This is a genomic window from Sphingomonas sp. 10B4 (genome assembly GCF_035019905.1).
In the GTDB taxonomy this organism is placed as follows: domain Bacteria; phylum Pseudomonadota; class Alphaproteobacteria; order Sphingomonadales; family Sphingomonadaceae; genus Sphingomonas; species Sphingomonas glacialis.
In genome coordinates this window covers 1-22596 of record NZ_JASJVC010000044.1, presented here as the reverse complement: position 1 = coordinate 22596, position 22596 = coordinate 1, and the positions used below count along the sequence as shown (strand labels likewise).

The following is a 22596-nucleotide window of genomic DNA, read 5'->3' as shown; positions in this document are numbered from 1 at the left end:
GCGGTGCGGATCGGCGAGCGCTAGATGCCCAGCGCGTGCACCAGATCGGGCGTGACCTGCGGGGAGGGGGCAAGCCCCTTGGCGGCGCGATAGGCGAGGATCGCGAGCCGCGTCGCCGGCCCGACCACGCCGTCGGGCAGGCCAAGATGATAGCCCGCTGCGACCAGCGCGCTCTGCACCTTCCATTCGGTGCTGTGTTCGAGCGGCGCCGCGCCGATGATGAACGGCCAGATCCGCGCGAACCACGCGCGCCGCTGCGCCATGCCGATCATCCCGCCATTGATGCCGAGCGTGACCGTCTCGATGTCATTATTGTCCGCCGCGGCATTCAGATGCTTGGCGCTCCATTCGAGCAAGGCGGGCTTGAGCGCATGCGCTGCATCGACCACCAGATCGGGGTGGCCCTCGAAATCGACGTGGCAGCGCGCGCCGAAGCGCGCATAGGCGTCGCGGCCGGTGGTCTGAAGCACACCGCGCCCGCGATAGCGCCAGCCGTCCTGCGTTTCGCGCGGGCCATTCCCCATGCGGTTCCCGTACACCAGGCTGAACAGCGCGATGCCGCCATCGATCGCGCATTGCTCGGCCATCGCGACGCAGGCGGCGCGATCGGGGAAATAGCGGTGCCAATTGCCCGAGTCCCACATCGCGCCAAGGTTCTTGGCCGAATAGCGGCCGCTTTCGACGAGGATCGTCAACCCCCCGGTCTCGTGCAGCGCTTGCGCCATGAAATGCGCGAGCCGCAGCGGGGTGGTGATCCCCGCCGCCGCCAGCAGACCGGCGGGGTCTGCAAAAGCGGCGACATAGCCGGGCTTCGCGTTCGGGGCGAACTTCGCCACGACTTGGTTGGCCAGAACCCCCATCGCATTTCCCCTCACGCCCCGTTGTGAAATTGGGCCGATTCGGATGAAAAATCAACGGATCAGGGTATAAAACCTCTTATTATCAGTAATATACCTACGTTCGAAGCATGGCTTGTTTAAATAGAGCGTTGAGCTCCGTTAGCGCTCATACGCCTTGGGCAGCGTACCTTCTTGCGGCACCCTGTAGCGCTCGCGCAGCGCATCCTGTCGCGTCCGCAGCGGTTGCTTGACGCCGTCGATATAGACCGCCGCCACCGCACTGCCGAGCTCGAGCGGATCGCCGTCCCAGATCACCACGTCGCCGCGTCGTCCGGCGCGTAGCGAGCCGATCTCGTCGCCCATGCCGATCGCCTCGGCCGGTGCCGAGCTGATCGCGGCGAACGCGGCGTTCCAGTCGAGGCCGGTCGCGCCCGGCACCTTGGTCAGCGCGACGAGGTTGCCGGCATATTGCTTTTCGAGCCGCGCCTGGCGCGCCTCGTCGTCATTGATCGTGCCGATCCCGACGAGCACGCCCGCCGCCTTCAACCGCCCGACATTCGACTGCGTCGCGCCGAGCTGATCGAACGATGCGGGCAAATCGGTGAGTGCCGAGGCGATGACGGGGATGCGCGCAGCGGCGATCTGGTTGGCGACGAGCCAGCCTTCCGCTGCGCCGACGAAGACGAGTTTGAGCGCAGGATAGTCGCGTTTCAAATCGATCAGCGCGAGCATGTCCGAGGCGCGCTCGACATGGACGAGCAGCGGCATCGCCCCCGACGCGACGGGGACCAGCGCGGCCGCATCGGCGCGCGTCAGCAACGCATCCTTGCCCTGATCGGAATAGGCGGCAGGCGCGCGGACATAGTCCTTCACTTGCGCCAGCGCGTTGCGGAACATCGCGACCATCGCCGGGCGGCTGTTGCCGCGACGCGACCCGCCGCCGCCATATTCCATGAACTGGAAGGCGCGCGGCTTGGTGATCGGCGATCGGTCCGTGCCGAGATCGATCACTGCGCCCAGGCCGGCGAAGATCGACCCGTCAGTGTCGGGCGCGACGATCGCGCGGGTGATGCCTTCGGCGCGGTTGAGCGGGATCGAGGAGGTCGCCGGGTTGACCGCAGGGGCGACATCGATCGCCGCGTGGAACGGGCTGCCGCGCGCGGCGGTGTCATTGGTTTCCTCGACTCCGTCGGATTCGACGATCCCCATCCGCGTGAAGCCTGCAACGATCCCCGGCGTGACCCAGCGTCCGCCGGCATCGACCGTGGCGGTCCCAGTGGGTACCGCAATCGAGCGGCCCGCAGCGACGACGCGGCCGTCGCGGACGATCACGGTGCCGCCCTCGATCGGTGCGGAGCCATCGCCGATGACGAGCTTGGCGTTGGTGATCGCGACGCTTTGCGCCGCGGCGGGCGCGGCGAGGAAGGCCGCGCTGAGGAGCAGGAGGCGCTTCACTTGGTATCTCCCGCACCGGGCTGGCCGAGTTCGAAATCGGAAACGGGGCGGCGTTTCGGATCGTTGGCGTCGTAGAGCAACGCGCCGTCGATCCACACCTTTTCGGGGCGGGTGTAGACGCTGAACGGATTGCCGTTCCACAGCACGACATCGGCCATCTTGCCGGGCTTGAGGCTGCCGGTCTTGTCGGCGATGCCGAGCGCCTTGGCGGGGTTATAGGTCAGCCATTCCCACGCCACCGCGTCGGAAATATCGATCCCGGCATGGCGACCGGCGGCGAGCGCCTTGGCGACTTCCTGGTTCAAGCGCTGGATGCCATTGGGATCGTCCGAGTGGATCATCGCGCACGCGCCGTTTGCCTGGAGCAGCGCGAGGTTTTCGCTGATCGCGTCGTACGACTCCATCTTGAAGCCCCACCAGTCGGACCACACGGCCGCGCAAGTGCCGTTTTCCTTCAGCAGATCGGCGATCTTGTACGCCTCGACCGCATGGTGGAACGCGCTGACATGGTAGCCAAACTCCTTGGCCATATCCATGACGATGGCCATTTCGTCGGCGCGGTAGCAATGGTTCTGGACGAGGATCTCGCCGCCGAGGACGCCCGCGAGCGTATCCATCGCGATGTCGCGGCCGGGGGGATCGCCGCCGTCCTTTTCGTATTTGTCCCATTTGCGCTTGTACTCGACCGCCTTGGCCCAGGTCTGGCGATCGACCGCGATATTGCCCATCCGCGTCGAGGGTTCGCGCCCCTTGCTGCCATAGACGCGCTTGGGATTCTCGCCGCACGCCATCTTGAGGCCGTAGGGCGCGCCGGGGAATTTCATCCCCTGCTCGGTGCGCGCATAGACGTTCTTGAGGACGACCGATCGGCCGCCCATCAGATTGGCCGAGCCGGGCAGGATCTGCAGCGTGGTCACGCCGCCATTGACGAGCGCGCGGCTGAAGCCGGGATCCTGCGGCCAGACGCTATGCTCGGCCCATACGTCGGCGGTGACCGGGCCGGTCGCTTCGTTGCCGTCCGAATTGGCCTCGACCGCGGGCGAAGGGTAATCGCCGAGGTGGCTGTGGATATCGATGATGCCGGGGGTGAGCGTCTTGCCGGTACCGTCGATCACCGTGGCACCGGCAGGAGCGGCGATGCTCTGGCCGACGCGCTCGATCTTGCCGTCGGCGAACAGCACCGAGCCATCATCGATCCGCGCGCCTTCGCCGTCGAAGATCGTGACATGCGTGACCAGCGTCGGCGTGCCGGGATAGGCCTTGTAGGTCGAGGGGAAGGGGTCATGCGCATAGCCCTTGCCAGCGCCGGGGCCGCTCTTGCTCCGCTTGGTCGATGCGCTCGCCGGGCGCTCGCCATCGCTTGCACAGCTTGCGAGCAACGTGGCGAGCGCCACCATGGTCCAACCGATACGCTTCATGCGACCCCCTTTGACGCGCTGTGCGCTGTATTGGTCGAGTAATCCGGGAGGAGTGGGACGCTGTCAATCATGCGGGAGCGTGCAGCGCTGTTTTCGTGCCAGGCTTTGCGTGCGCGTCGCGCTGGCGTAGGGCGCGCGCAGTGCGGTGTGCCTGGTGCGTTGGGGCCGCCAATCGAGGGCCCATGTTTCACGTAGACTATGATCGAAACGCCAACTGTCTCACCTTGCGCGTCGCCGGGTTCTGGAAGCCCGAGGACGTTACCGACTTTGCGCGCGAAGTCGGACTCAAGGTGCTGGCCGCCAAGGCGATCCGCAGCGATTTCGACGTCTGTGTCGAATCGCTCGATTTTCCCGTCCAGGCGATGGATGTCGCCGATTTGCTGACGCAGATCATGCGGGGCGGCATGGCGATGACCACCGGCCGCACCGCGGTGGTGGTGGGAAGCCAGCTCAACAAGGCGCAGGCGGAGCGCACGCTGGTTCACCCGCGGTTACGCGTGTTCCTGGCGGTCGCCCCGGCGCGAGCGTGGTTGGCTTTGCCGGAGTGAGCGGATCCCGGTGCCGGGACCCGAATGCGGCCGCGTCGGAGCGGCGCCGAAGCGTCGGCTAGGTCCGCGCGTCAGACCTCGTCGCGATATTTGATTTCGAGGAAGCGCCCGCGCGTTTCGAGCGAATCGAGATCGCCTTGCGCAATCTGCGCCGACATCTGGCCGATCTCTTCATCGATCAGCCTGAGCGCGTCGGCGAGCTGGGCGTCGGGGCTCTTGCCGTTGCGCGCGACGCCGCGCAGCGGGGCCGGGACCTTGGCATAGCCCTTGAGCAATTCGGGCAACTGCTCGCCGATCAGCTTGCGCACTTCGATCGCGACGGGCTCGCCTTCGTCGAGGCTCGCGAGTTGCGGCGACAGCGTCTCGAGCCGCACGCCGATGCCATCGACCAGCGTCTGTGCAGGCGCGGGAAGCAGCTTGCGCTGCGTGTCGAGCCACTGTTCGGTCTTGGCCGGCAGCGCCTTGAGCGGGACTTGCGTCAGTTGCTCGACGCGGACCGCCGGCGTCAGCGTCGCGAACAGCAGGAACGCCGTCACCACCGCGAGCAGCGCAGCGACGAGCAGCGCGCCACCCATGCCGATCGGCACGAACCAGCCGACCGCGATCGCCGCGACGATGATCGCGAGATCGGCCGTGCCCGCCAGCGCGAGGCGGCGTGTAACGCTCACCCCCTGGCGGCGGCGAGCGGTGAGCGCCTGGCGCTCGGCGCGGGTGCGGTCGAGCAAATCTCCGGCGCGTGCGATCTGGCGGTCGACGTCGGTCATGGCCTTACAGCGCCTCCAGCTTGAACGCGTCGCCCCCGGCGCCCTTATTCTCGATCGCGCCCTGCGCTCGCGCGATATAGCCCTTCGATTTCTCGACTTCGTTCGACAGCGTTCCGACCGTGCTCTTCATCGAATCGAGCGCCTTCAGCTTGAACGTGTCGATCGCATCCATCGTATCATAGATGTTCTGGAACGCGCGCTGCAGCGTCTCGACCGGGATCGTCGCGGCGGCGGCCTGTTCGTGGATCGTCGCGGTCTGCGACTTGAGCAGCTTGCCGGTCGCATCGATGATATTGGCGGTGGTCGAGTTGAGCGCGGTGATCTGGTCGAGCACGAGCTTTTGGTTCGCCAGCGCCTGCGCCACCGTGACTGCGGTGCGCAGAGCCGAGACCGTGGTGGTCGAGGCGCGATCGACGCCCTTCACCAGCTCGACATTGTTCTTCTTGACCAGATCGAGCGCGAGATAGCCCTGCACGGTGACGGCCATCTGCGTCAGCAGGTCCTGCGTGCGCTGGCGGACGTAGAACAGCGCGCTTTCCCGCAACGCCTTGGCCTTGGCCGGGTCGCTATGGTCGAGGTCGTTGGCCTTGTCCTCGAGCCGGGCGTCCATTTCCTTCGACAGCACGATCATCTGTTCGAGCCGGCCCATCGCCGCCCACAGATTGGCGCGCTCGGTGTCGATCGCGGCATTGTCCATCAGCAACTCGTCCTTGCCGCGCGCGAGCGTCTTGAGGATCGCCGAGATGTGCGACTGCGAGGAGCGGTATTTGTCGAAATAGGTGTTGATCCCGCCGCCGAACACTTTGCTCAACATGCCGCGGCCCGAGAGCAATTTGCTGTTCACCGACGGATCGAGCTTCTCGATCGTGCGGCGCAGTTCGGTGAGGTCGGCGCCAACGCCGCTCTCGCCGTCCATCGCCTTGACCGGGCGATCGAGAAAGCGGTTCGACTGGTCGGCCGCGGCGCGGATTTCCTTCTGGCCCATCGCCGCGATCGCATCGACGCGCTTGCCGAATTCGGGGCTGTTGACGTCCTGCGCGACCAGATCGTCGACGAAACCTGCGACCTTGGTCTGCAATTGGGTACGGACGGCGTCGTCGACCGGCACCAGGCCGATCGCCTTTTCGGGCGCGACCACGGGAACGGGGTCGGGCGGCGTCAGGACCAGCGCGGTCGCGTCGGTGTCGGCAGCGGTCGCCATGTCTTCCCTCCAGGTAATATCGCCCCCTAGATGAAGGGGATCGCGTTGCGGTTCAAGTGTGTCATTGTGGTAATACGCACCTCGTAACACAACCGTAACGAAATTGACGCGAATCCGACGCAGCTTGCCCGTACCGCGCTGCAGCAAGATAAAAAAACAGGGGTTCTGTGATGCGTCGTTCCGTCTCGTTTGGGTTTGCCGGCATTTTGCTCGGCTGCACTTCCACCGCCGCGCTTGCGCAATCTACGCTCCAGCCGAGCGCGCCCGAAGAAGGCGGCGACATCGTCGTCACCGCGCAGAAGCGCGAGCAGAAGATTCAGGACGTGCCGATCACCGTCACCGCGGTGACCGGCGCGAAGATGCAGGAGCTCGGCGTCAATCCGCTCGCCGAAGTCGCGATGTACATCCCCGGCCTGCGCATCCAGGAGCAGAGCGACAACAATCCCGGCTTCGTGATCCGCGGGATCACCTCGGACAGCGGCTCGGCGCAGTAGGGCGCGCGCGTGTCGATCTATTATAACGGCATCGACATCTCGCGGACGCGCGGTGCGTATCAGGATCTGTACGATCTCGAGCGCATCGAAGTCGTCAAGGGACCACAGGCGACGCTGTTCGGTACTGCCTCGGCGGTCGGCGCGGTCAATTTGATCTCGGCACAGCCGCATGCTGGGACCTCGGCGGGGCTCCAGGGATCGTACGGCAATTACCATCGCGGCCAGGTGTCGGGCTTCGTCAACCTCGGCAACGACACGCTCTCGGGGCGGCTCGCCTTCGCGTACAAATATCATGACGGCTTCGTCCGCAATATCGCGGGCGACCCCAAGGTGGCCAACCAGAATCAGGGCAAGATCGACCAGGACGATCTCAACGGCCAGGACCAGCGCGGCATTCGCGGTTCGCTGCGCTGGACCCCGACCGATGCGATCACCGCGAGCCTGGTGCTGACCTATGACGGCCAGCGCAACCCGGGCACCGCGTTCCGCTCGCGCGCCCTGGCGCCGACCGGTGGCAATGGCGGCGATTACAGCTATGCCGAACTGTCGGGCTCGCCGTACAGCGCCTCGGTGCTCGGCGCCGCCAAGCTCGGCCTCAAGCGCGACGTGTATGACGCCAACTTCACGCTCGCCTGGGAACTGGCGCCGGGTGTCACCTTCACCACCGTCAACGGCTATCGCAAGTTCAACAGCAACGAAGTGTTCGATGCCGATGGCGGTCCGGCCTGGTATCTCGAATTCGCCGAGGATGCGCGCGGCGACCAGTGGAGCCATTAGGGCCGCTTCAACTTCTCGGGCGACAAATATCGCGCCTCGTTCGGCTGGAACGGCTTCTTCGAGAACAACCTCCAGCGCGTGCCCTTCTCGACCGAAGAGGGGACCTATCTCGGCTGCTCGGTCTCGGCGGCCTATGCCGGCGTTCGCGCGTCGCTCGCGGCAAGCGGCGTTTCGGGCTGTGTCGCGCCGAACGGCACCGTGACCGCCGCGCGCGCGACTGCGGTGCTGACGCGCGGCGCGGCGACGCAGATTCCGTATCAATCGGTGTTCACCAATTACGGCACCAACGACACCTATTCGGTGTTCGCCGACGGCACCTATATCCCGACCCCGCGGCTCGAGCTGACCGCTGGCGCGCGGTTGCTGATCGAGCAGCGCAAGTCGGGCTACAGTTCGGTTCAGCCCAATTCGACGCTCCTGGCCTCGCTCGGGGTACGCAGCAGCTTGCTCGGCACCGCGAACACCAACGGCACGATCTTCAACGCGCAGCGCAGCTTCACCGCGGTGCTGCCGCGCTTCAACGCGCTCTACCGCGTCAGCGATTCGATCAACCTGTACGCAACGATCAGCAAGGGTCGTCGCTCGCCGGTGGTACAGCTCGCCGCGACGACGGTTGGCGGGGTGGTCGTGCCGAACCTGCAAGTCGTGCCCGACGAAGTCGTGTGGAACTACGAAGGCGGCATCAAGGGCAAGGTCGGGCCGTTCACCGGATCGCTCGGCGTGTTCTATCAAGCGTATAACGGCTTCCAGGTGTCGGTGACGAACAACGGCGTCACCACCACGCAGAGTGCCGGCAAGGCGAAAAACCCGGGTGTCGAGTTCGAGGGCAATCTCAAGCTCGGCCGCTTCCTGCAGGTGTTCGGCGCGTTCGCCTATGTCGACGGCAAGATCGCCAACAATGCGTCGTACGGCGTCTATGCCGGCGACCAGTTCCGCTTGCAGCCGAAATACAGCGCCTCGGGCGGCGCGACGCTGCGCGTTCCGGCGGGCGACCTGACCTTCTATGCGACGCCGTCGGCGACGTATCAGAGCAAGCAGTATTTCGAACTGCCGAACTCGGAGGCGATCAGCCAGGGCGGCTACACGCTCGTCAACGTCCGCGCGGGCGTCGAGATTGCGCAGGGGAAATACCGGATCGGCGGCTTCGCCCGCAACGCGTTCGACAAGAAGTATCTGATCGACGCGGGCAACACCGGTGGCGGCTTCGGCATCCCGACCTACATCCGCGGCGAACCGCGCGTTTACGGCGTCGAAGTCGCCGGCAAGTTCTGATCCAAGACTAGCCCACCGCCCGTCATCCCCGCGCACGCGGGGATCCCGCTTCTTCTGCCAAAGCCAGCAGCAGAAGCGGCGCCCTCGCATTCGCGAGGGTGACGGGGCGTGGGGGCATGCGCTTTAAGCCGGCAAGCGCCCCGCGTGCTACGCCCGGCCTCATTCCACCCGAGCGCCCCCGAAAAACCACCCCCCCTTTCCGCGACGCACCATTTGCGCTAGGGGCCCAACGCAATCATTCCTCACTTCATCGAGCTATATTCATGAGCCTCCGCAATGTGGCCATCATCGCACACGTCGATCATGGTAAGACAACCCTCGTCGACCAGCTGTTCCGCCAGTCCGGCACCTTCCGCGACAACCAGCGCGTCGAAGAGCGTGCGATGGATTCGAACGATCTCGAAAAAGAGCGTGGCATCACGATTCTCGCCAAGCCGACTTCGGTCGACTGGACCCCGCCGGGCGAATCCGAGAGCATCCGCATCAACATCGTCGACACCCCCGGTCACGCCGATTTCGGCGGCGAGGTCGAGCGGATCCTGAGCATGGTCGACGGCGTCGTCCTGCTGGTCGATTCGTCGGAGGGCGCGATGCCGCAGACCAAGTTCGTCACCGGCAAGGCGCTCGCACTCGGCCTCAAGCCGATCGTCGTCGTCAACAAGGTCGATCGTAACGACGCGCGCATCCAGGAAGTGCTCGACGAAGTGTTCGACCTCTTCGTGTCGCTCGACGCCAACGACGAGCAGCTCGATTTTCCCGTGCTCTATGCCTCGGGCCGCAACGGCTATGCCTCGACCGACATGGACGCGCGCGAAGGCACGCTGATCCCGATGTTCGAGACGATCGTGAAGCACGTCCCCGCACCGAAGGTCGAAGTCGCCGGCGTGCCCTTCACCTTCCTCGTCACGCTGCTCGATCGCGATCCCTTCCTCGGCCGCATCCTCACCGGCCGCGTCAACTCGGGCGTGGTCAAGCTGAACCAGCCGATCCACGCGCTCGATAACGACGGCAAGATCGTCGAGACCGGCCGCGCATCGAAGATCATGTCGTTCCGCGGGCTCGACCGCGTTCCCGTCGACGAAGCCAAGGCTGGCGACATCATCAGCCTCGCCGGCCTGTCGATCGCGACCGTCGCCGACACGATCGCCGACGTCAGCGTCAGCGAGCCGCTCCACGCGCAGCCGATCGATCCGCCCACGCTGTCGATGCGCTTTGCCGTCAACGATTCGCCGATGGCGGGCCGCGAGGGCACCAAGGTGACGAGCCGCATGATCCGCGAGCGGCTGTTCCGCGAAGCCGAGTCGAACGTCGCCGTCAAGGTGACCGAAGCCTCGGACAAGGACAGCTTCGAAGTCGCCGGCCGCGGCGAGCTTCAGCTCGGCGTCCTGATCGAGACGATGCGCCGCGAAGGCTTCGAGCTCGGCATCAGCCGCCCGCGCGTGCTGTTCAGCGAAGACGAGCAGGGCAACAAGACCGAGCCGTACGAGACCGTCATCATCGACGTCGACGAGGAATATTCGGGCACGGTCGTCGAGAAGATGAACCTGCGCAAGGCCGAGATGACCGACATGCGGCCCTCGACCGGCGGCAAGACGCGCATCACCTTCTCCGCACCGTCGCGCGGCATGATCGGCTACCATGGTGAATTTTTGTCGGACACGCGCGGCACCGGCATCATGAACCGGCTGTTCGAGAAGTACGGCCCGCACAAGGGCAACATCGAAGGCCGCAAGAACGGCGTGCTGATCTCCAACGGGTCGGGCGAAGCCAATAACTACGCACTCGGTCCGCTCGAAGAGCGCGGCATCCTGTTCGTCGGCCACGGCGAGGCGCTGTACGAGGGCATGATCGTCGGCGAGAACGCCAAGCCCGACGATCTCGAAGTCAACCCGATGAAGACCAAGGCGCTGACCAACTTCCGCGCGAGCGGCGGCAAGGACGACCAGGTCCGCCTGTCGCCGCCGAAGCGCGCGACGCTCGAGCAGGCGATCGCCTACATCGACGACGACGAGATGGTCGAAGTGACGCCGAAGTCGATCCGGCTGCGCAAGCGGTTCCTCGATGCGAACGAGCGCAAGCGGGCGAGCCGCGCGAAGCTTAGCTAAGGCTGGGTTTGTAGGTTGGGTTTAAGGGGCCGGGCGCGAAAGCGTCCGGCCTTTTTTGTGATATGGCTAAATCTAATGCGATTTTCAGGGGCCAATTTCGCTGGCGACTGAGTAGCCAGATTCATGGCTTGGGGTTCGTACGTCACACAGCGCTTTGGGAACTTGGTATAAAACTCAGTCTTTTCAAGCTGACCTGGCGTGGCCTACCGTGCCGCGGGCGCTGCGCATGTGGGGCGGTGGACCCGGGGTGACGGTTGGAGCGCGGGGTGTGGAGCGCGCCGCGGCAAAGCCGCGTCGTCGGGCGGCGCTTTGGCGCCGCCGGCCGGAGTTCGGCTGATCCTCGTCTAACGACCCGATTGCTGCGCAATCCTTTCGTTAGGCTCGGGCCTCACTCTTCCCCCATCCGCAACGCCGCAATAAACGCCTCCTGCGGGATGCTCACGCTCCCGTACTCGCGCATCTTGAGCTTGCCCTTCTTCTGCTTGTCGAGCAGCTTGCGCTTGCGGCTGGCGTCGCCGCCATAGCATTTCGCGGTCACGTCCTTGCGCATCGCGCTGATCGTCTCGCGCGCGATCACCTTGCCGCCGATCGCCGCCTGGATCGGGATCTTGAACAGATGCCGCGGGATGAGGTCCTTGAGCCGCTCGACCATGCCGCGCCCGCGCGTCTCGGCGGTGCCGCGGTGGACGATCATCGACAGCGCGTCGACCGGCTCCTCGTTGACGAGGATGCTCATCTTGACGAGGTCGCCCTCGCGCTTGCCGATCTGCGTGTAGTCGAAGCTGGCATAGCCCTTCGAAAGCGACTTCAGCCGGTCGTAGAAATCGAACACGACTTCGTTGAGCGGCAGCTCGTAGGTCGCCTGCGCGCGGCCGCCGACATAGGTGAGGTCCTTCTGGATCCCGCGGCGGTCCTGGCAGAGCTTCAACACGCTGCCGAGATATTCGTCGGGGACGTAGATGACGGCCTGGATCCACGGCTCGGAAATGCTCAGAATCTTGTTGGGATCGGGCATGTCGGCGGGGTTGTGGAGCTCGATCGTCCCGCCATTATGCGTCAGCTCGATGTCATAGACCACCGACGGCGCGGTGGTGATGAGGTCGAGATCGTATTCGCGCGTCAGGCGCTCCTGGATGATTTCGAGGTGCAGCAGGCCAAGGAAGCCGCAGCGGAAGCCGAAGCCGAGCGCCGCGCTGGTTTCCATCTCGAACGAGAAGCTCGCGTCGTTGAGCCGCAGCTTGGAGATGCTCTCGCGCAGTTTCTCGAAATCGGCGGCGTCGACCGGGAACAGGCCGCAGAAGACCACCGGCTGGACTTCCTTGAAGCCCGGCAGTGCTTCCAGGGCAGGGCGCTTGGCGTCGGTGATCGTGTCGCCGACGCGGGTCTGCGCGACTTCCTTGATCTGGGCTGTAATGAAGCCGATTTCGCCCGGGCCGAGATCGGTCAATTGCTCGATCTTGGGGCGGAAGCAGCCGACGCGGTCGACCAGGTGGAGCGTGCCGGCCTGCATGAACTTGATCTGCTGGCCCTTCTTGAGGACCCCCGCGACCACGCGCACGAGGATGACGACGCCGAGATACGGGTCGTACCAGCTGTCGACGAGCATCGCCTTCAACGGCGCATCGGCATCGCCCTTGGGCGGCGGGATGCGCGTGACGATCGCCTCAAGCACTTCGGCGATGCCGATCCCGGCCTTGGCGCTGGTGAGCACGGCCTGGCTCGCGTCGAGGCCGATCACTTCCTCGATCTCGGCCTTGACCTTGTCGACGTCGGCGGCGGGGAGATCGATCTTGTTGATGACCGGGATGATCTCGTGATCGTGCTCGATCGACTGATAGACGTTGGCGAGCGTCTGCGCTTCCACACCCTGCGCGGCATCGACGACAAGCAGCGCGCCTTCGCATGCGGCGAGCGAGCGGCTGACTTCATAGGCGAAGTCGACATGGCCCGGCGTGTCCATCAGGTTGAGCGTATAGTCGACGCCGTCCTTCGCGGTGTAGCGAAGCCGCACCGTCTGCGCCTTGATGGTGATCCCGCGTTCTTTCTCGATGTCCATGTTATCAAGGACTTGCTCGGACATTTCGCGGTCGGTCAGGCCGCCGGTCGCCTGGATCAGGCGGTCGGCGAGCGTCGACTTGCCATGATCGATATGCGCGATGATCGAGAAATTGCGGATGGTGTGGAGAGGGGTCACGAATTCGCCCGGATGAGTGCTGCGGAAAGGGAAAGGCGGCCCATAGCATCGCATGCGGCCGGGCACAAAGCCCGTCGCGCGAGGGCGCAATACGCCTATGCCGTCGGGTCGCTTTTCGATATTGGAGGCGTAACGATTCTCAGCGGGGGTGGCATGGCGAAACTGACGGCCGGAATGGCGATCGTGGCGGTGTTGAGCGGCGTACCGATGCAGGCGGGGGCGCAGCGGATGGCCAAGCCGTCGGGCACGCAGAAGCTGCAGGAGGCGACGATGAACGACGTGCCGCGCTGCGCGCGCAAGCACGGCACGATCTCGATCGTCGATGGCGACGATCCGCGCGGCTGGACGCAGTACAGCCTTGCCCCTCCGCAGAAGCTGCTCAAGGTGCTCGTGCAGCGTTCGGGCTGCTTCAACATCGTCGATCGCGGCAGCGGGCTGCAAGCGGCGCAGCGCGAGCGCGACATCGGTGGCGATCTCGGGCTCCAGCGCGGCGCCAATGTCGGGCAGGGGCAGATCAAGGCGGCCGATTACGTGCTCCAGGCCGAAGTGCAGGGCGCCAACAGCAACGCGAGCGGCAGCGGCGTCGCGGCGGGCGTCGGCGGGCTGATCGGCGGGCCGTTCGGTGGGCTCGTCGGAGGCTTACGCAGCCGCAAGATGGAAGCCAATGTCGTGCTGTCGATCACCAACGTCCGCACGACCGAGACGCTCGCGACCGAGGATGGCTATGCCGCCAAGAACAGCCTGAGCTTCGGCGGCGGCGGCGGGGTGTTCGGCGGCTTTGCCGGCGGCGGCGTGGTCGGCGGGGGATACGACAATACTGATATCGGGCGGATCGTGACGCTCGCCTTCATCCAGGCGTATGCAAAGCTCGTCACGGGGCTCGGCTATACCAACCCCGGCGACACCGGGACGGCCGAGGCCGCGCCCGCCAAGACCTTCACGACGCAAGGCCCGGTCGCGCTGCGCAGCGCGGCGAATGCGGCGGGCAAGGTGGTGCGCACGCTTTCGCCGGGCGCGATCGTTTACCCGACCGGCAACAAGGACGGCATGTGGTGGGAGGTCGCCGACGAGAACGACAATGTTGGGTGGGTGCTCAACTCCAAGCTCGCGCCGTCACGGTAGGGGGCGGACGCTAGCCGCAGTTCGCCCTGAGCTTGTCGAAGGGCTGCCCCACACACGCGAGCGGCGCGTTGGGCGAGGGGGGCTTCGACAGGCTCAGCCCGAACGGTTTGGGGGCAAGCTTTTCTTTGTCGCCCCGGCCTGGTGCCGGGGGCCACCGTGCCGCGCGTTCTGCGCTGGCACGTTGGGCATCCCGGTAGACCCCGGCACAAGGCCGGGGTGACGGTTGGAGGGGGCGCAGATGTGCCGATCGTGCTGGCGGACCGCCAGCCGGCGCGGTAGGATGCGGCACTATCCAGGAGACGATGCCATGAAGTTCGCTGTTCCGCTTATCGCCGCTGCCACTGCCGCCCTCCTCGCCGCCGCGCCCGCCAGCGCTGCGCTGAAAGTCGGCGATGCCGCGCCCAACTTCTCGACCGAGGCGGCGCTTGCCGGCAAGACGCATCCCTTCTCGCTGGCGGCAGCGCTCAAGAAGGGGCCGGTCGTGCTCTACTTCTTCCCCGCCGCCTTCACCTCGGGCTGCACTGCCGAGGCGCACGCCTTCGCCGAAGCTGCCGACGATTTCACCAAGCAGGGCGCGACGCTGATCGGCCTGACCGCGGGCAATGCCGAGCGGATCAAGGAATTCTCCTCGGTCGAATGCCGCGACAAGTTCCCGGTCGGTCTCGCGACCCCGGCGACGATCTCGGGCTATGACGTCGCGCTGCCGCAAAAGGCCGGCTGGACCAACCGCACCTCGTACGTGATCGGCAAGAACGGCAAGATCGCCTATGTCCTGTCCGACATGGCGCCCGCCGGGCACATCACCGGCACGCTCGCCGCGGTGAAGGCGCTGAAAGCCAAGAAGGGCTGATCCGGCTACCCTCGCAGCATTGAAATGGGCTCCCCGGCGAAGGTCGGGGCCCAGTCGGGAAGGCCACGATCATCTCGCGAGGCCGCGCGCCTCCGTCGTTCCGCTCCTGGGCCCCGGCCTTCGCCGGGGAGCGCCTAAACGGATCGCCGTCCCGGCGTCAGCCCAGTCCCGCCGCCGCGATCGCCGCCAGCGCGGCGGCGAGGCGCGCGGGGCCCTGGCCGCCGACGATCGTATAGCGCAGGCCGCGCCGGTCGAGCTCGGCGCGCGACAGATCGAAGAAGAGCTGGCGCTCGGCCACGCTGCCGAACATCCGCGTACCGTCGTCGATCCACGGCAAATCGATATCGAGCAGCAGATACAGGTCGGCACTGCCGTGCCACGCGTCGAACCACGGATCGCGACGACCGAACAGCATGTCGGCCCACACCGCAGTCATCAACGGATCGGTATCGAGCAGCAGTGGGTCGACCCCCGTCGCCAGCGCCGCGCGAGTCTGTGCGTCGTGCGTTCGCGCGATCTCGACCAGATCGGCCATCGTGAACTCGGTTCCGTGCGTCTCGGCGAAGGTGCGGCCGTATTCGGGCACGAAGATCGTTCCGAAGTGCGCCGCCAGTTGCGGAATCAGCGTCGATTTGCCCGTGCTCTCAGGGCCGTGCAGGCAGATCGTGCTCATGCGACGACCGCCGTCCGTCGCGCGACGCGGCGCCAATCGATCAGCCCCCAGATCGCGAGCGCGAGGAAGATCGCATAAAGCAGCATCGTCAGCTTCAATCCCTTGGCCGCGTAAAGCGCGACCGAGCCGATATCGACCGCGATCCACAGCCACCAGCTTTCGAGCTTGCGCCGCGACTGCAGGATCTGTGCGACGACGCTGACGATCGCGAGCGTCGCATCGAGCCAGGGGAAGGACGCATCGGTGAAGCGGAACATCGCATAGCCCCAGCCCGCGCTGCCCACCGCCGCCGCCGCCAGCCACAGGAGGCGCTCGCGGTCCGGCAGGGTGCCGACCGCGATCTCGCCGGTTTCGGCTTTGACGCGCGCCCAGTTCCACCAGCCGTAGATTTGCACGACGAAGAAGAACACTTGCAGCAGCGCGTCGCTATAAAGCTTGGTATGGACGAAGATGACTGCATAGAGCGCGACCATCGCCAGCCCGAAGATGTAGTTCCAGATGCTGCGCAGCACGACGAGCGCGACATTGGCGAGCCCGAGCCCGAACGCCAGGATTTCCAGGGTGGTCATGCCGCCCGCGTAGCAGCGCGATTGCGCCAGCGTCGAGCATTGCGCGCACGCGGGGCGATTTTCCGCTTGATAGTCGCGAGACGGGGGTCTACGCGCTGCGCCCTGCAATGTGTCGGGGCGTGGCGCAGTCTGGTAGCGCACTGGTCTCGGGGTCCAGGGGTCGTAGGTTCGAATCCTATCGCCCCGACCATTGCAGCATTGGCCCCGAACAGCCGTGAGCGCGTCTCCGGCAGACACCTGCGCAGACACCTCCAATGTCGAACGACAGCGCGCCCGAATGGGGTGCCGTGGCAAACCATGTTCGGCCAGATGAAGCGTTTGTCACCTTGGCGTCGCGATTGTGCCATGCCAAAGCACCGATGCGAGCCTAATCTTTTCACCCTGAGGACACCGATCGCATGAGCCGCTCGCCCGTTTTCTACGATGCTTCGGGACGGCGCCGCCGGCGATTTGCGATGGCGGTCGCGGCGTTCGTGCTGCTGGTGGTGATGGCGGTGGCAGCGCTCGCGATTTCGATCGGTGCGGTGCCGCGCGCGCCCTTGCTTCCGGTCGAGGCCGAGCACGCGGCGATCACCAAATTGCCGCCGCCGCACGAGCCGCTGCTGCGCCGCGCGCGCCACGGGCTTAGCGGCTATGCGCGGCTGCTCGGTGCACCCGCGCGCGGCGTCGGGGTCGATCAGCCGCTTGCGATCGCCTTCCATGTGCCGTGGGATCCGTCCTCAACCGCGTCGCTGCGCCGCCATATCGGCGAGCTCGATTGGCTCGTGCCGGGCTGGGTGTCTGTGTCCGGCCCCAACCATCACATCACCGTGTTCCGCGACACCGCGGGCCGCGAGATCATCAACCGCGCGAGCCCACGCCCGCTGATCCTGCCGATGATCCAGAATGCGATCGACGGGAAATGGGATGCGGCCGGCATGGAAGCGCTGCTGCGCGACCCCAAGTTGCGCAAGAAGTTCCTCGATACGCTCGAGCCGTGGCTCGCCGCGAACGGGGCAGGGGGCGCGTTCTTCGATTTCGAGGAGCTTTCGCCCAGGGGACAGCAGGATTTCCTCGCCTTCCTGCGCGAGACCAAGGCGCGCTTCGCCAAGCGCAATTGGGTGATCGGGATCGCGGTGCCGGTCGGCGCGGCGGAGGACGAAGCGGGCGGCGAGCCCGGCTGGAACATCGGCGCGTTCGCCAAGGTCGTCGATCGCGTCGTACTGATGGCCTACGACCAGCACGAGATCAGCGGCGAGGCCGGGCCGATCGCATCGCAAAGCTGGTTCGAGCAATCGGTGTCGCGCGCGGTGCGCGATGTGCCGCGCGACAAGATCGTCGTCGCGATCGGCAATTACGCCTATAACTGGCACGACGGCACGGGCGAACCGCTCGCGATCGACGAAGCCTGGGAAGCCGCGCGCGAATCGAGCGCGATGCCGACCTTCGACCGGCAGAGCGGCAATAGCGGCTTTGCCTATGAGGAAGCGGGCAGCCGCCACGTCGTGTGGATGCTCGATGCGCCATCGGCGTACAACCAGATGCGCTGGCTGCAGAAAGTCGGTTTGAGCGGGATCGGGCTGTGGCGGCTCGGGTCGGAAGATCCGGGGCTGTGGTCGATCTTCGGGCGAGCGCATCGCACCTTGCCTGCGGCCTCGGCGATCGAGAACATTCCGGCGGGTACCGATGTCGATATCGACGGCAGCGGGGAGATCCTCAAGATCGCGGGCGTCCCCGTCAAAGGCGTGCGGCGCGCGCAAGTGACCAAGGACGGCGCGATCGGCAACGTCACCTTTCAGACGTTGCCATCGCCCTATGTCGTCGCGCGGACCGGCTACAAGCCGGGGCTCGTCGCGCTGACCTTCGATGACGGGCCCGATCCGACCTGGACGCCCAAGATCCTCGACATCCTCAAGCAAAAGAAGGTGCCCGGCACCTTCTTCGTGATCGGCGAGAATGTGCTGACGCAGCGCAGCCTGATCAACCGCATGGTCGCCGAGGGGCATGAGATCGGCAGCCATACCTATACCCATCCCAATCTGGCGGGCGCCTCGCAGTCCGAGACGACCTTCCAGCTCAACACGACGCAGCGACTGTTCCAGGCGTTCACCGGCCACACGCTGCGGCTGTTCCGTGCGCCCTATTTCGGCGATGCCGAGCCGAGCACCGCCGACGAAATCGATCCGGCGCTGATGGCGCAGGACCGGGGCTATATCTCGGTCGGCCTGCACGTCGATCCGGGCGACTGGAAACGGCCGGGCGTCCAGTCGATCATCGACGCGACGGTCGACGAAGTCACCGACCCCAACGGCAAATGCGATGCGGCCAATCCCGACCCGCAGTGCAGCCGCAACATCGTGCTGCTCCACGATGCCGGTGGCGACCGCTCGGAAACCGTCGCGGCGCTGCCGCAGATCATCGACCAGCTGCGCGCCAAGGGGTACACCTTCGTGCCGGTGTCGGCGCTTGCGGGGATTCCCAAGTCGGTCGCGATGCCGACGCTCTCGCCGTCCGACCGCGCGGCGGCGGAGACCGATCTGTTCATCTTCTCGGTACTCGGCGGCGGCGTCGTCGCGCTCGGCTGGATCTTCTTCTTCGCGATCAGCATCGGCATCGCGCGCGCGGTGATCCTGTCGCTGCTCGCGCTGATCCAGGCGCGGCGCGAGAGCAAGACGGTGTTCCCGGCGATCGACCCCAACCGCTTCGTCACGGTGATGATCCCGGCGTTCAACGAGGAACTGGTGATCGAACGCGCGGTGCGCGGCGTGCTCGCCTCGACCGACGTGCGGATCGAGGTGATCGTGATCGATGATGGATCGAGCGACGATACGAGCGAAGTCGTGACCTCGGCGTTCGCGGGCGATCCGCGCGTACGGTTGCTGACGCTCGAGAATGGCGGCAAGGCGCGCGCGCTCAACCAGGCGCTGGCGCTTGCGACGGGCGAGATCGTCATCGCGCTCGACGCCGATACGCAGTTCGAGCCGACGACGATCGCGCGTCTCGCGCGGTGGTTCGACGATCCCAAGATCGGCGCGGTCGCGGGCAACGCCAAGGTCGGCAATCGCGTCAATCTGCTCACCAAGTTCCAGGCGGTCGAATATATCACCGCGCAGAATCTCGAGCGGCGCGCGCTTGCGCGGATGAACGCGATGACGGTGGTGCCGGGCGCGGTCGGCGCGTGGCGGCTGGCGGCGATCCAGCAGGTCGGCGGCTACCCGGACGATACGCTCGCCGAGGATCAGGATCTGACGATCGCGATCCAGCGCGCGGGCTGGGCGGTGACCTACGACCAATACGCCATCGCCTGGACCGAATCGCCCGAGACGATCAAGGGCCTCGCCAAGCAGCGCTTCCGCTGGGCGTTCGGCACGCTGCAATGCCTGTGGAAGCATGGCAGCATCATGGCGACGGGCCGCCCGGCGGGCCTCGCGCGTGTCGGCTTGCCGCAGGCGATCCTGTTCCAGATCGTCTTTGCGGCGATCTCGCCGATCATCGATCTCGCGCTGATCGTCAGCTTCGTGATGACCTATATCGCGGTGCAGGCGCATGGCTGGGCGCAGACGCAGCACGACGTCGACAAGATGCTGCTCTATTGGCTGGTGTTCACCGCGATCGACTTGCTCGCGGCGACGGTCGCCTTCGCGCTCGAGCGGCGCGAGCAGTGGCGTTTGCTGTGGCTGCTCATCCCGCAGCGGATCGGCTATCGCCAGATCATGTATTATGTCGTGCTGAAGGCGATCACGCAGGCGTTGCGCGGGCGCAGCGTCGGCTGGGGCAAGCTGGTGCGGACCGGGCGGGTGCAGGCGCGGTAAACGCGCCCATCCGCCTGTGACATAAGCGCGACATTCTAAACCGAAATCAAACAACTGGCGCAGCTTCGGGCGATGGCCGCTATCCTTCGCGCGCCGCAGGTTGCATCGCACGCCGAGTGTCGGGTTCGGTGTAAGGCAAAGCGATGATCGTGCGGACATTCCAAGCAAGTGCGGCGGCGGGTGTGCTCGCCGCGCTGCTGCTGCCGGCGGGCGCGATGGCGCAACAGGTCGATATCGGCGCGCCCGCACCGCCGCCGACCGCCCCCGAGGCGCCCGCGGCGAACGATACCAAGAAACCCGCGACCGAAGCGCCTGCGGCAGCACCGACGCCCGCGCGCTACCGGCCGAACCATCTTGCGCACCCGCGCGATACCTCGCCCGGTTCGCAGATCGGCGATACGCAGAGCGCGGCACCGCCCGGCCTGTTCGGCGACTGGCGCAACAGCCGCACCTGGCTCGGCGCGCGCGGCGTCGACGTATCGGCGCGCTACGCGTCGGAGACCGCGTACAACCCGACTGGCGGGCGGCGTCAGGCGATCACCGAGACCGGCCAGTTCGACATCGGCGCCAAGGTCGACATGGGCAAGCTCGTCGGGCTCGAGGGCGGGACGCTCCAGGCGACGCTGACGTGGCGGCGCGGCGACAATCTGTCCGACGTCGCCGGGCTGGGCACGCTCCAGCAAGTGCAGGAGGTCTATGGCCGCGGGCAGACGGTGCGCGTCACCGAATTGTGGTACGAGCAGAAGCTCGGCGATGCGGTCGAAGTGAAGCTCGGCCGCACCAATCCGGGCTCGGATTTCGCGGTCTTCTCGTGCCACTTCCAGAACCTGACCTTTTGCGGCGCGCAGCCGGGCAATCTGGTCGGCGATTACTGGCAGAACTGGCCGGTCGGGCAGTGGGGCGCGCGCCTCCACGTCGATGTGCGGCGCGGCGTGTACGTCCAGGCGGGCGTCTATGAGGTCAATCCGCTCAACCTGAAGAACAACTTCTTCGTCGCGCGCTGGCACGGCGCGACGGGGGTGCTGATCCCGTTCGAGGCGGGGTGGACGCATGGCGGCGATGGCGGCCATGTCGGATCGTACAAGGTCGGTGGCTGGTACACGACCGCCAATGGCACCGACGTCTATCGCGACATCAACCGTCGCCCGATCGTCGTCACCGGGCTCGCCCCGCTCGAACATTCGGGGCGCTATGGCGGCTATGTCAGCGTGCAGCAGCAGATCACCGGCACGTCGAAGGACGGCAAGTCGCTCGACGGGCTCGGCGTGTTCGCCAATTTCACGCAGACCGACCGCGCGACCGCAGTGACCGACATTCAGGCGGTGGTCGGTGTGTTCTACAAGGGGTTGGCGACGTGGCTGCCCGGCGACGTGCTCGGCGTCGCGTTCGGGCGGACCAACATCAATGGGCGCGCGGCCGATGCCGACCGGCTGACCCCGGGCAAGCCGGTGCGCGACGCCGAATATGCCGCCGAACTCTATTACAGCGTGACGCCGCTGCCGTGGCTCGAGCTGCAGCCCAACGTCCAGTGGATCCACCACCCCGGCGGCGTGCGCAGCGCCGAAGAGGTCGTGGTGCTGGGGTTGAAGGGCGCGATTACGTTGTAAGAGAGGGGGAGGCGCCTTGGTCGCGCCTCCCCCGTGTCGCTTACTTTGCGAGCGCGTCGAGCAGCTTGTGCGCTGCAGCCGCCGACGAGGCCGGGTTCTGGCCGGTGATCAGCAAGCCGTCCTGCACGACGTGGACGCCCCAGTCGCTCGTCTTCTCATACTTGCCGCCAAGCGCGATGAGTTCGTCCTCGACGAGGAACGGCACGATCTTGGTCAGTCCGACGGCTTCCTCCTCGCCATTGGTGAAGCCGGTCACGCGCTTGCCCTGGACGAGCGGAGTGCCATCGGCCGCCTTTACCCGGCGCAGCGCGCCCGGTGCGTGGCAGACCAAGGCGACGGGCCTGTTGGCCGCGACGAACGCTTCGATCAAGCCGATCGACGTCGCATCCTCTGCCAGATCCCAGAGCGGGCCGTGGCCGCCGGGATAGAAGACCGTGTCGTAATCGGCCTGGTCGACCGAATCGAGCCGGACGGTGTCCGCGAGTTGCGCGGTCGCGGTGGCATCAGCCTCGAACCGGCGCGTCGCGTCGGTCTGGCTGTCGGGCTCGTTGCTCTTGGGGTCGAGCGGCGGCTTCCCGCCAGCGGGCGAGGCGAGCGTGATCTCCGCACCCGCATCCTTGAACACGTAATACGGCGCGGCGAGTTCTTCGAGCCAGAAGCCCGTCTTCTTGCCGGTGTCGCCCAATTGGTCGTGCGACGTCAGTACCATCAAAATCTTCATGTCGGCTGCTTTCTGATCGCGGATCCAGTGCACGGACGCGGCGAATGTGCCGGGCGGACGTGTTCGCCCATATCCCGCACCGCCGTGGTCGTTTCCGTGCCTGTCTCTTATACACATCGGCGGATGCCGGCTTGGGCGTGAAAAAAAACAGGGGGGGGGGGGGGGGGGGGGGGGGGGGGGGGGGGGGGGGGGGGGG

At 66.1% G+C, this 22596-nt stretch carries 15 protein-coding genes, 1 tRNA gene and 1 pseudogene; 8 read left to right on the top strand and 9 right to left on the bottom strand.

The annotated features are described in order from the left end of the window. Positions 1-20: 20 nt before the first annotated feature. The 3 genes from QN347_RS13130 to QN347_RS13120 form a co-directional block, all read right to left on the bottom strand. Positions 21-860 carry a hypothetical protein gene (locus QN347_RS13130; RefSeq protein WP_322160545.1) on the bottom strand — a complete coding sequence of 280 codons (840 nt, stop codon included), beginning with the start codon at positions 858-860 and terminating at the stop codon, positions 21-23. Between the two features lie 138 nt (positions 861-998). Then, positions 999-2294, bottom strand: a complete 1296-nt coding sequence (locus QN347_RS13125; RefSeq protein WP_322160544.1) for an amidohydrolase family protein — start codon at positions 2292-2294, stop codon at positions 999-1001. Next, positions 2291-3712 carry an amidohydrolase gene (locus QN347_RS13120; protein ID WP_322160542.1) on the bottom strand — a complete coding sequence of 474 codons (1422 nt, stop codon included), beginning with the start codon at positions 3710-3712 and terminating at the stop codon, positions 2291-2293. Before QN347_RS13120 ends, QN347_RS13125 begins: the two co-directional genes overlap by 4 nt. A 182-nt stretch (positions 3713-3894) precedes the next feature. Between QN347_RS13120 and QN347_RS13115 the strand changes: the two genes are divergently transcribed. After that, positions 3895-4260: a hypothetical protein gene (locus QN347_RS13115; protein WP_322160540.1), complete on the top strand. Its 366-nt coding sequence runs from the start codon at positions 3895-3897 to the stop codon at positions 4258-4260. A gap of 71 nt (positions 4261-4331) precedes the next feature. Here the strand turns inward: QN347_RS13115 and QN347_RS13110 are convergent, their stop codons facing one another. Together QN347_RS13110 and QN347_RS13105 are read right to left on the bottom strand one after the other, a co-directional pair. Continuing rightward, entirely contained in the window at positions 4332-5024 is a 693-nt protein-coding gene (locus tag QN347_RS13110) for a hypothetical protein (RefSeq protein ID WP_322160538.1), read from the bottom strand. A 4-nt stretch (positions 5025-5028) separates the two neighbouring features. Beyond that, a complete protein-coding gene (locus tag QN347_RS13105) occupies positions 5029-6225 on the bottom strand; it encodes a toxic anion resistance protein (protein ID WP_189675514.1) in 1197 nt (398 codons plus the stop codon). Positions 6226-6395: 170 nt separating this feature from the next. On the opposite strand from QN347_RS13105, the pseudogene QN347_RS13100 reads away from it, so the two are divergent. Beyond that, positions 6396-8768 (top strand): annotated as a pseudogene (locus QN347_RS13100) (TonB-dependent receptor). Between the two features lie 263 nt (positions 8769-9031). Next, on the top strand, positions 9032-10873 hold the full coding sequence (gene typA, locus QN347_RS13095; RefSeq protein WP_133190084.1) for a translational GTPase TypA: 1842 nt from the start codon (positions 9032-9034) through the stop codon (positions 10871-10873). 388 nt (positions 10874-11261) lie between these two features. Here the strand turns inward: typA and lepA are convergent, their stop codons facing one another. Continuing rightward, complete coding sequence (lepA, locus tag QN347_RS13090; protein WP_322160536.1) at positions 11262-13121, bottom strand: translation elongation factor 4; 1860 nt, start codon at positions 13119-13121, stop codon at positions 11262-11264. A 99-nt stretch (positions 13122-13220) separates the two neighbouring features. On the opposite strand from lepA, the gene QN347_RS13085 reads away from it, so the two are divergent. Both QN347_RS13085 and QN347_RS13080 read left to right on the top strand, forming a co-directional pair. Continuing rightward, the gene (locus tag QN347_RS13085; RefSeq protein WP_322160534.1) at positions 13221-14189 is read left to right on the top strand and encodes a CsgG/HfaB family protein; all 969 of its coding nucleotides are present in this window, start codon (positions 13221-13223) and stop codon (positions 14187-14189) included. 307 nt (positions 14190-14496) lie between these two features. Then, entirely contained in the window at positions 14497-15039 is a 543-nt protein-coding gene (locus QN347_RS13080; RefSeq protein ID WP_133190080.1) for a peroxiredoxin, read from the top strand. A 157-nt stretch (positions 15040-15196) separates the two neighbouring features. Here the strand turns inward: QN347_RS13080 and QN347_RS13075 are convergent, their stop codons facing one another. Both QN347_RS13075 and pnuC read right to left on the bottom strand, forming a co-directional pair. Next, positions 15197-15712: an AAA family ATPase gene (locus QN347_RS13075; protein ID WP_322160533.1), complete on the bottom strand. Its 516-nt coding sequence runs from the start codon at positions 15710-15712 to the stop codon at positions 15197-15199. Further along, positions 15709-16281, bottom strand: coding sequence for a nicotinamide riboside transporter PnuC (gene pnuC / locus QN347_RS13070; protein WP_322160531.1), 573 nt, complete (start codon positions 16279-16281; stop codon positions 15709-15711). The genes QN347_RS13075 and pnuC overlap by 4 nt, the downstream gene beginning before the upstream one ends. Positions 16282-16394: 113 nt before the next feature. Here pnuC and QN347_RS13065 point away from each other — a divergent pair. The 3 genes from QN347_RS13065 (at position 16395) to QN347_RS13055 (ending at position 21679) form a co-directional block, all read left to right on the top strand. Further along, a tRNA-Pro gene (locus QN347_RS13065) sits at positions 16395-16471 on the top strand. Positions 16472-16679: 208 nt separating this feature from the next. After that, on the top strand, positions 16680-20072 hold the full coding sequence (locus QN347_RS13060) for a polysaccharide deacetylase family protein (protein WP_322160529.1): 3393 nt from the start codon (positions 16680-16682) through the stop codon (positions 20070-20072). Between the two features lie 143 nt (positions 20073-20215). After that, a complete protein-coding gene (locus QN347_RS13055; protein ID WP_322160528.1) occupies positions 20216-21679 on the top strand; it encodes a carbohydrate porin in 1464 nt (487 codons plus the stop codon). A gap of 40 nt (positions 21680-21719) precedes the next feature. Here QN347_RS13055 and QN347_RS13050 read toward each other — a convergent pair whose 3' ends face one another. Beyond that, positions 21720-22400 (bottom strand): type 1 glutamine amidotransferase domain-containing protein, encoded by a 681-nt coding sequence (locus tag QN347_RS13050; protein ID WP_322160526.1) that lies wholly within the window; start codon positions 22398-22400, stop codon positions 21720-21722. Between the last annotated feature and the right edge of the window lie 196 nt (positions 22401-22596).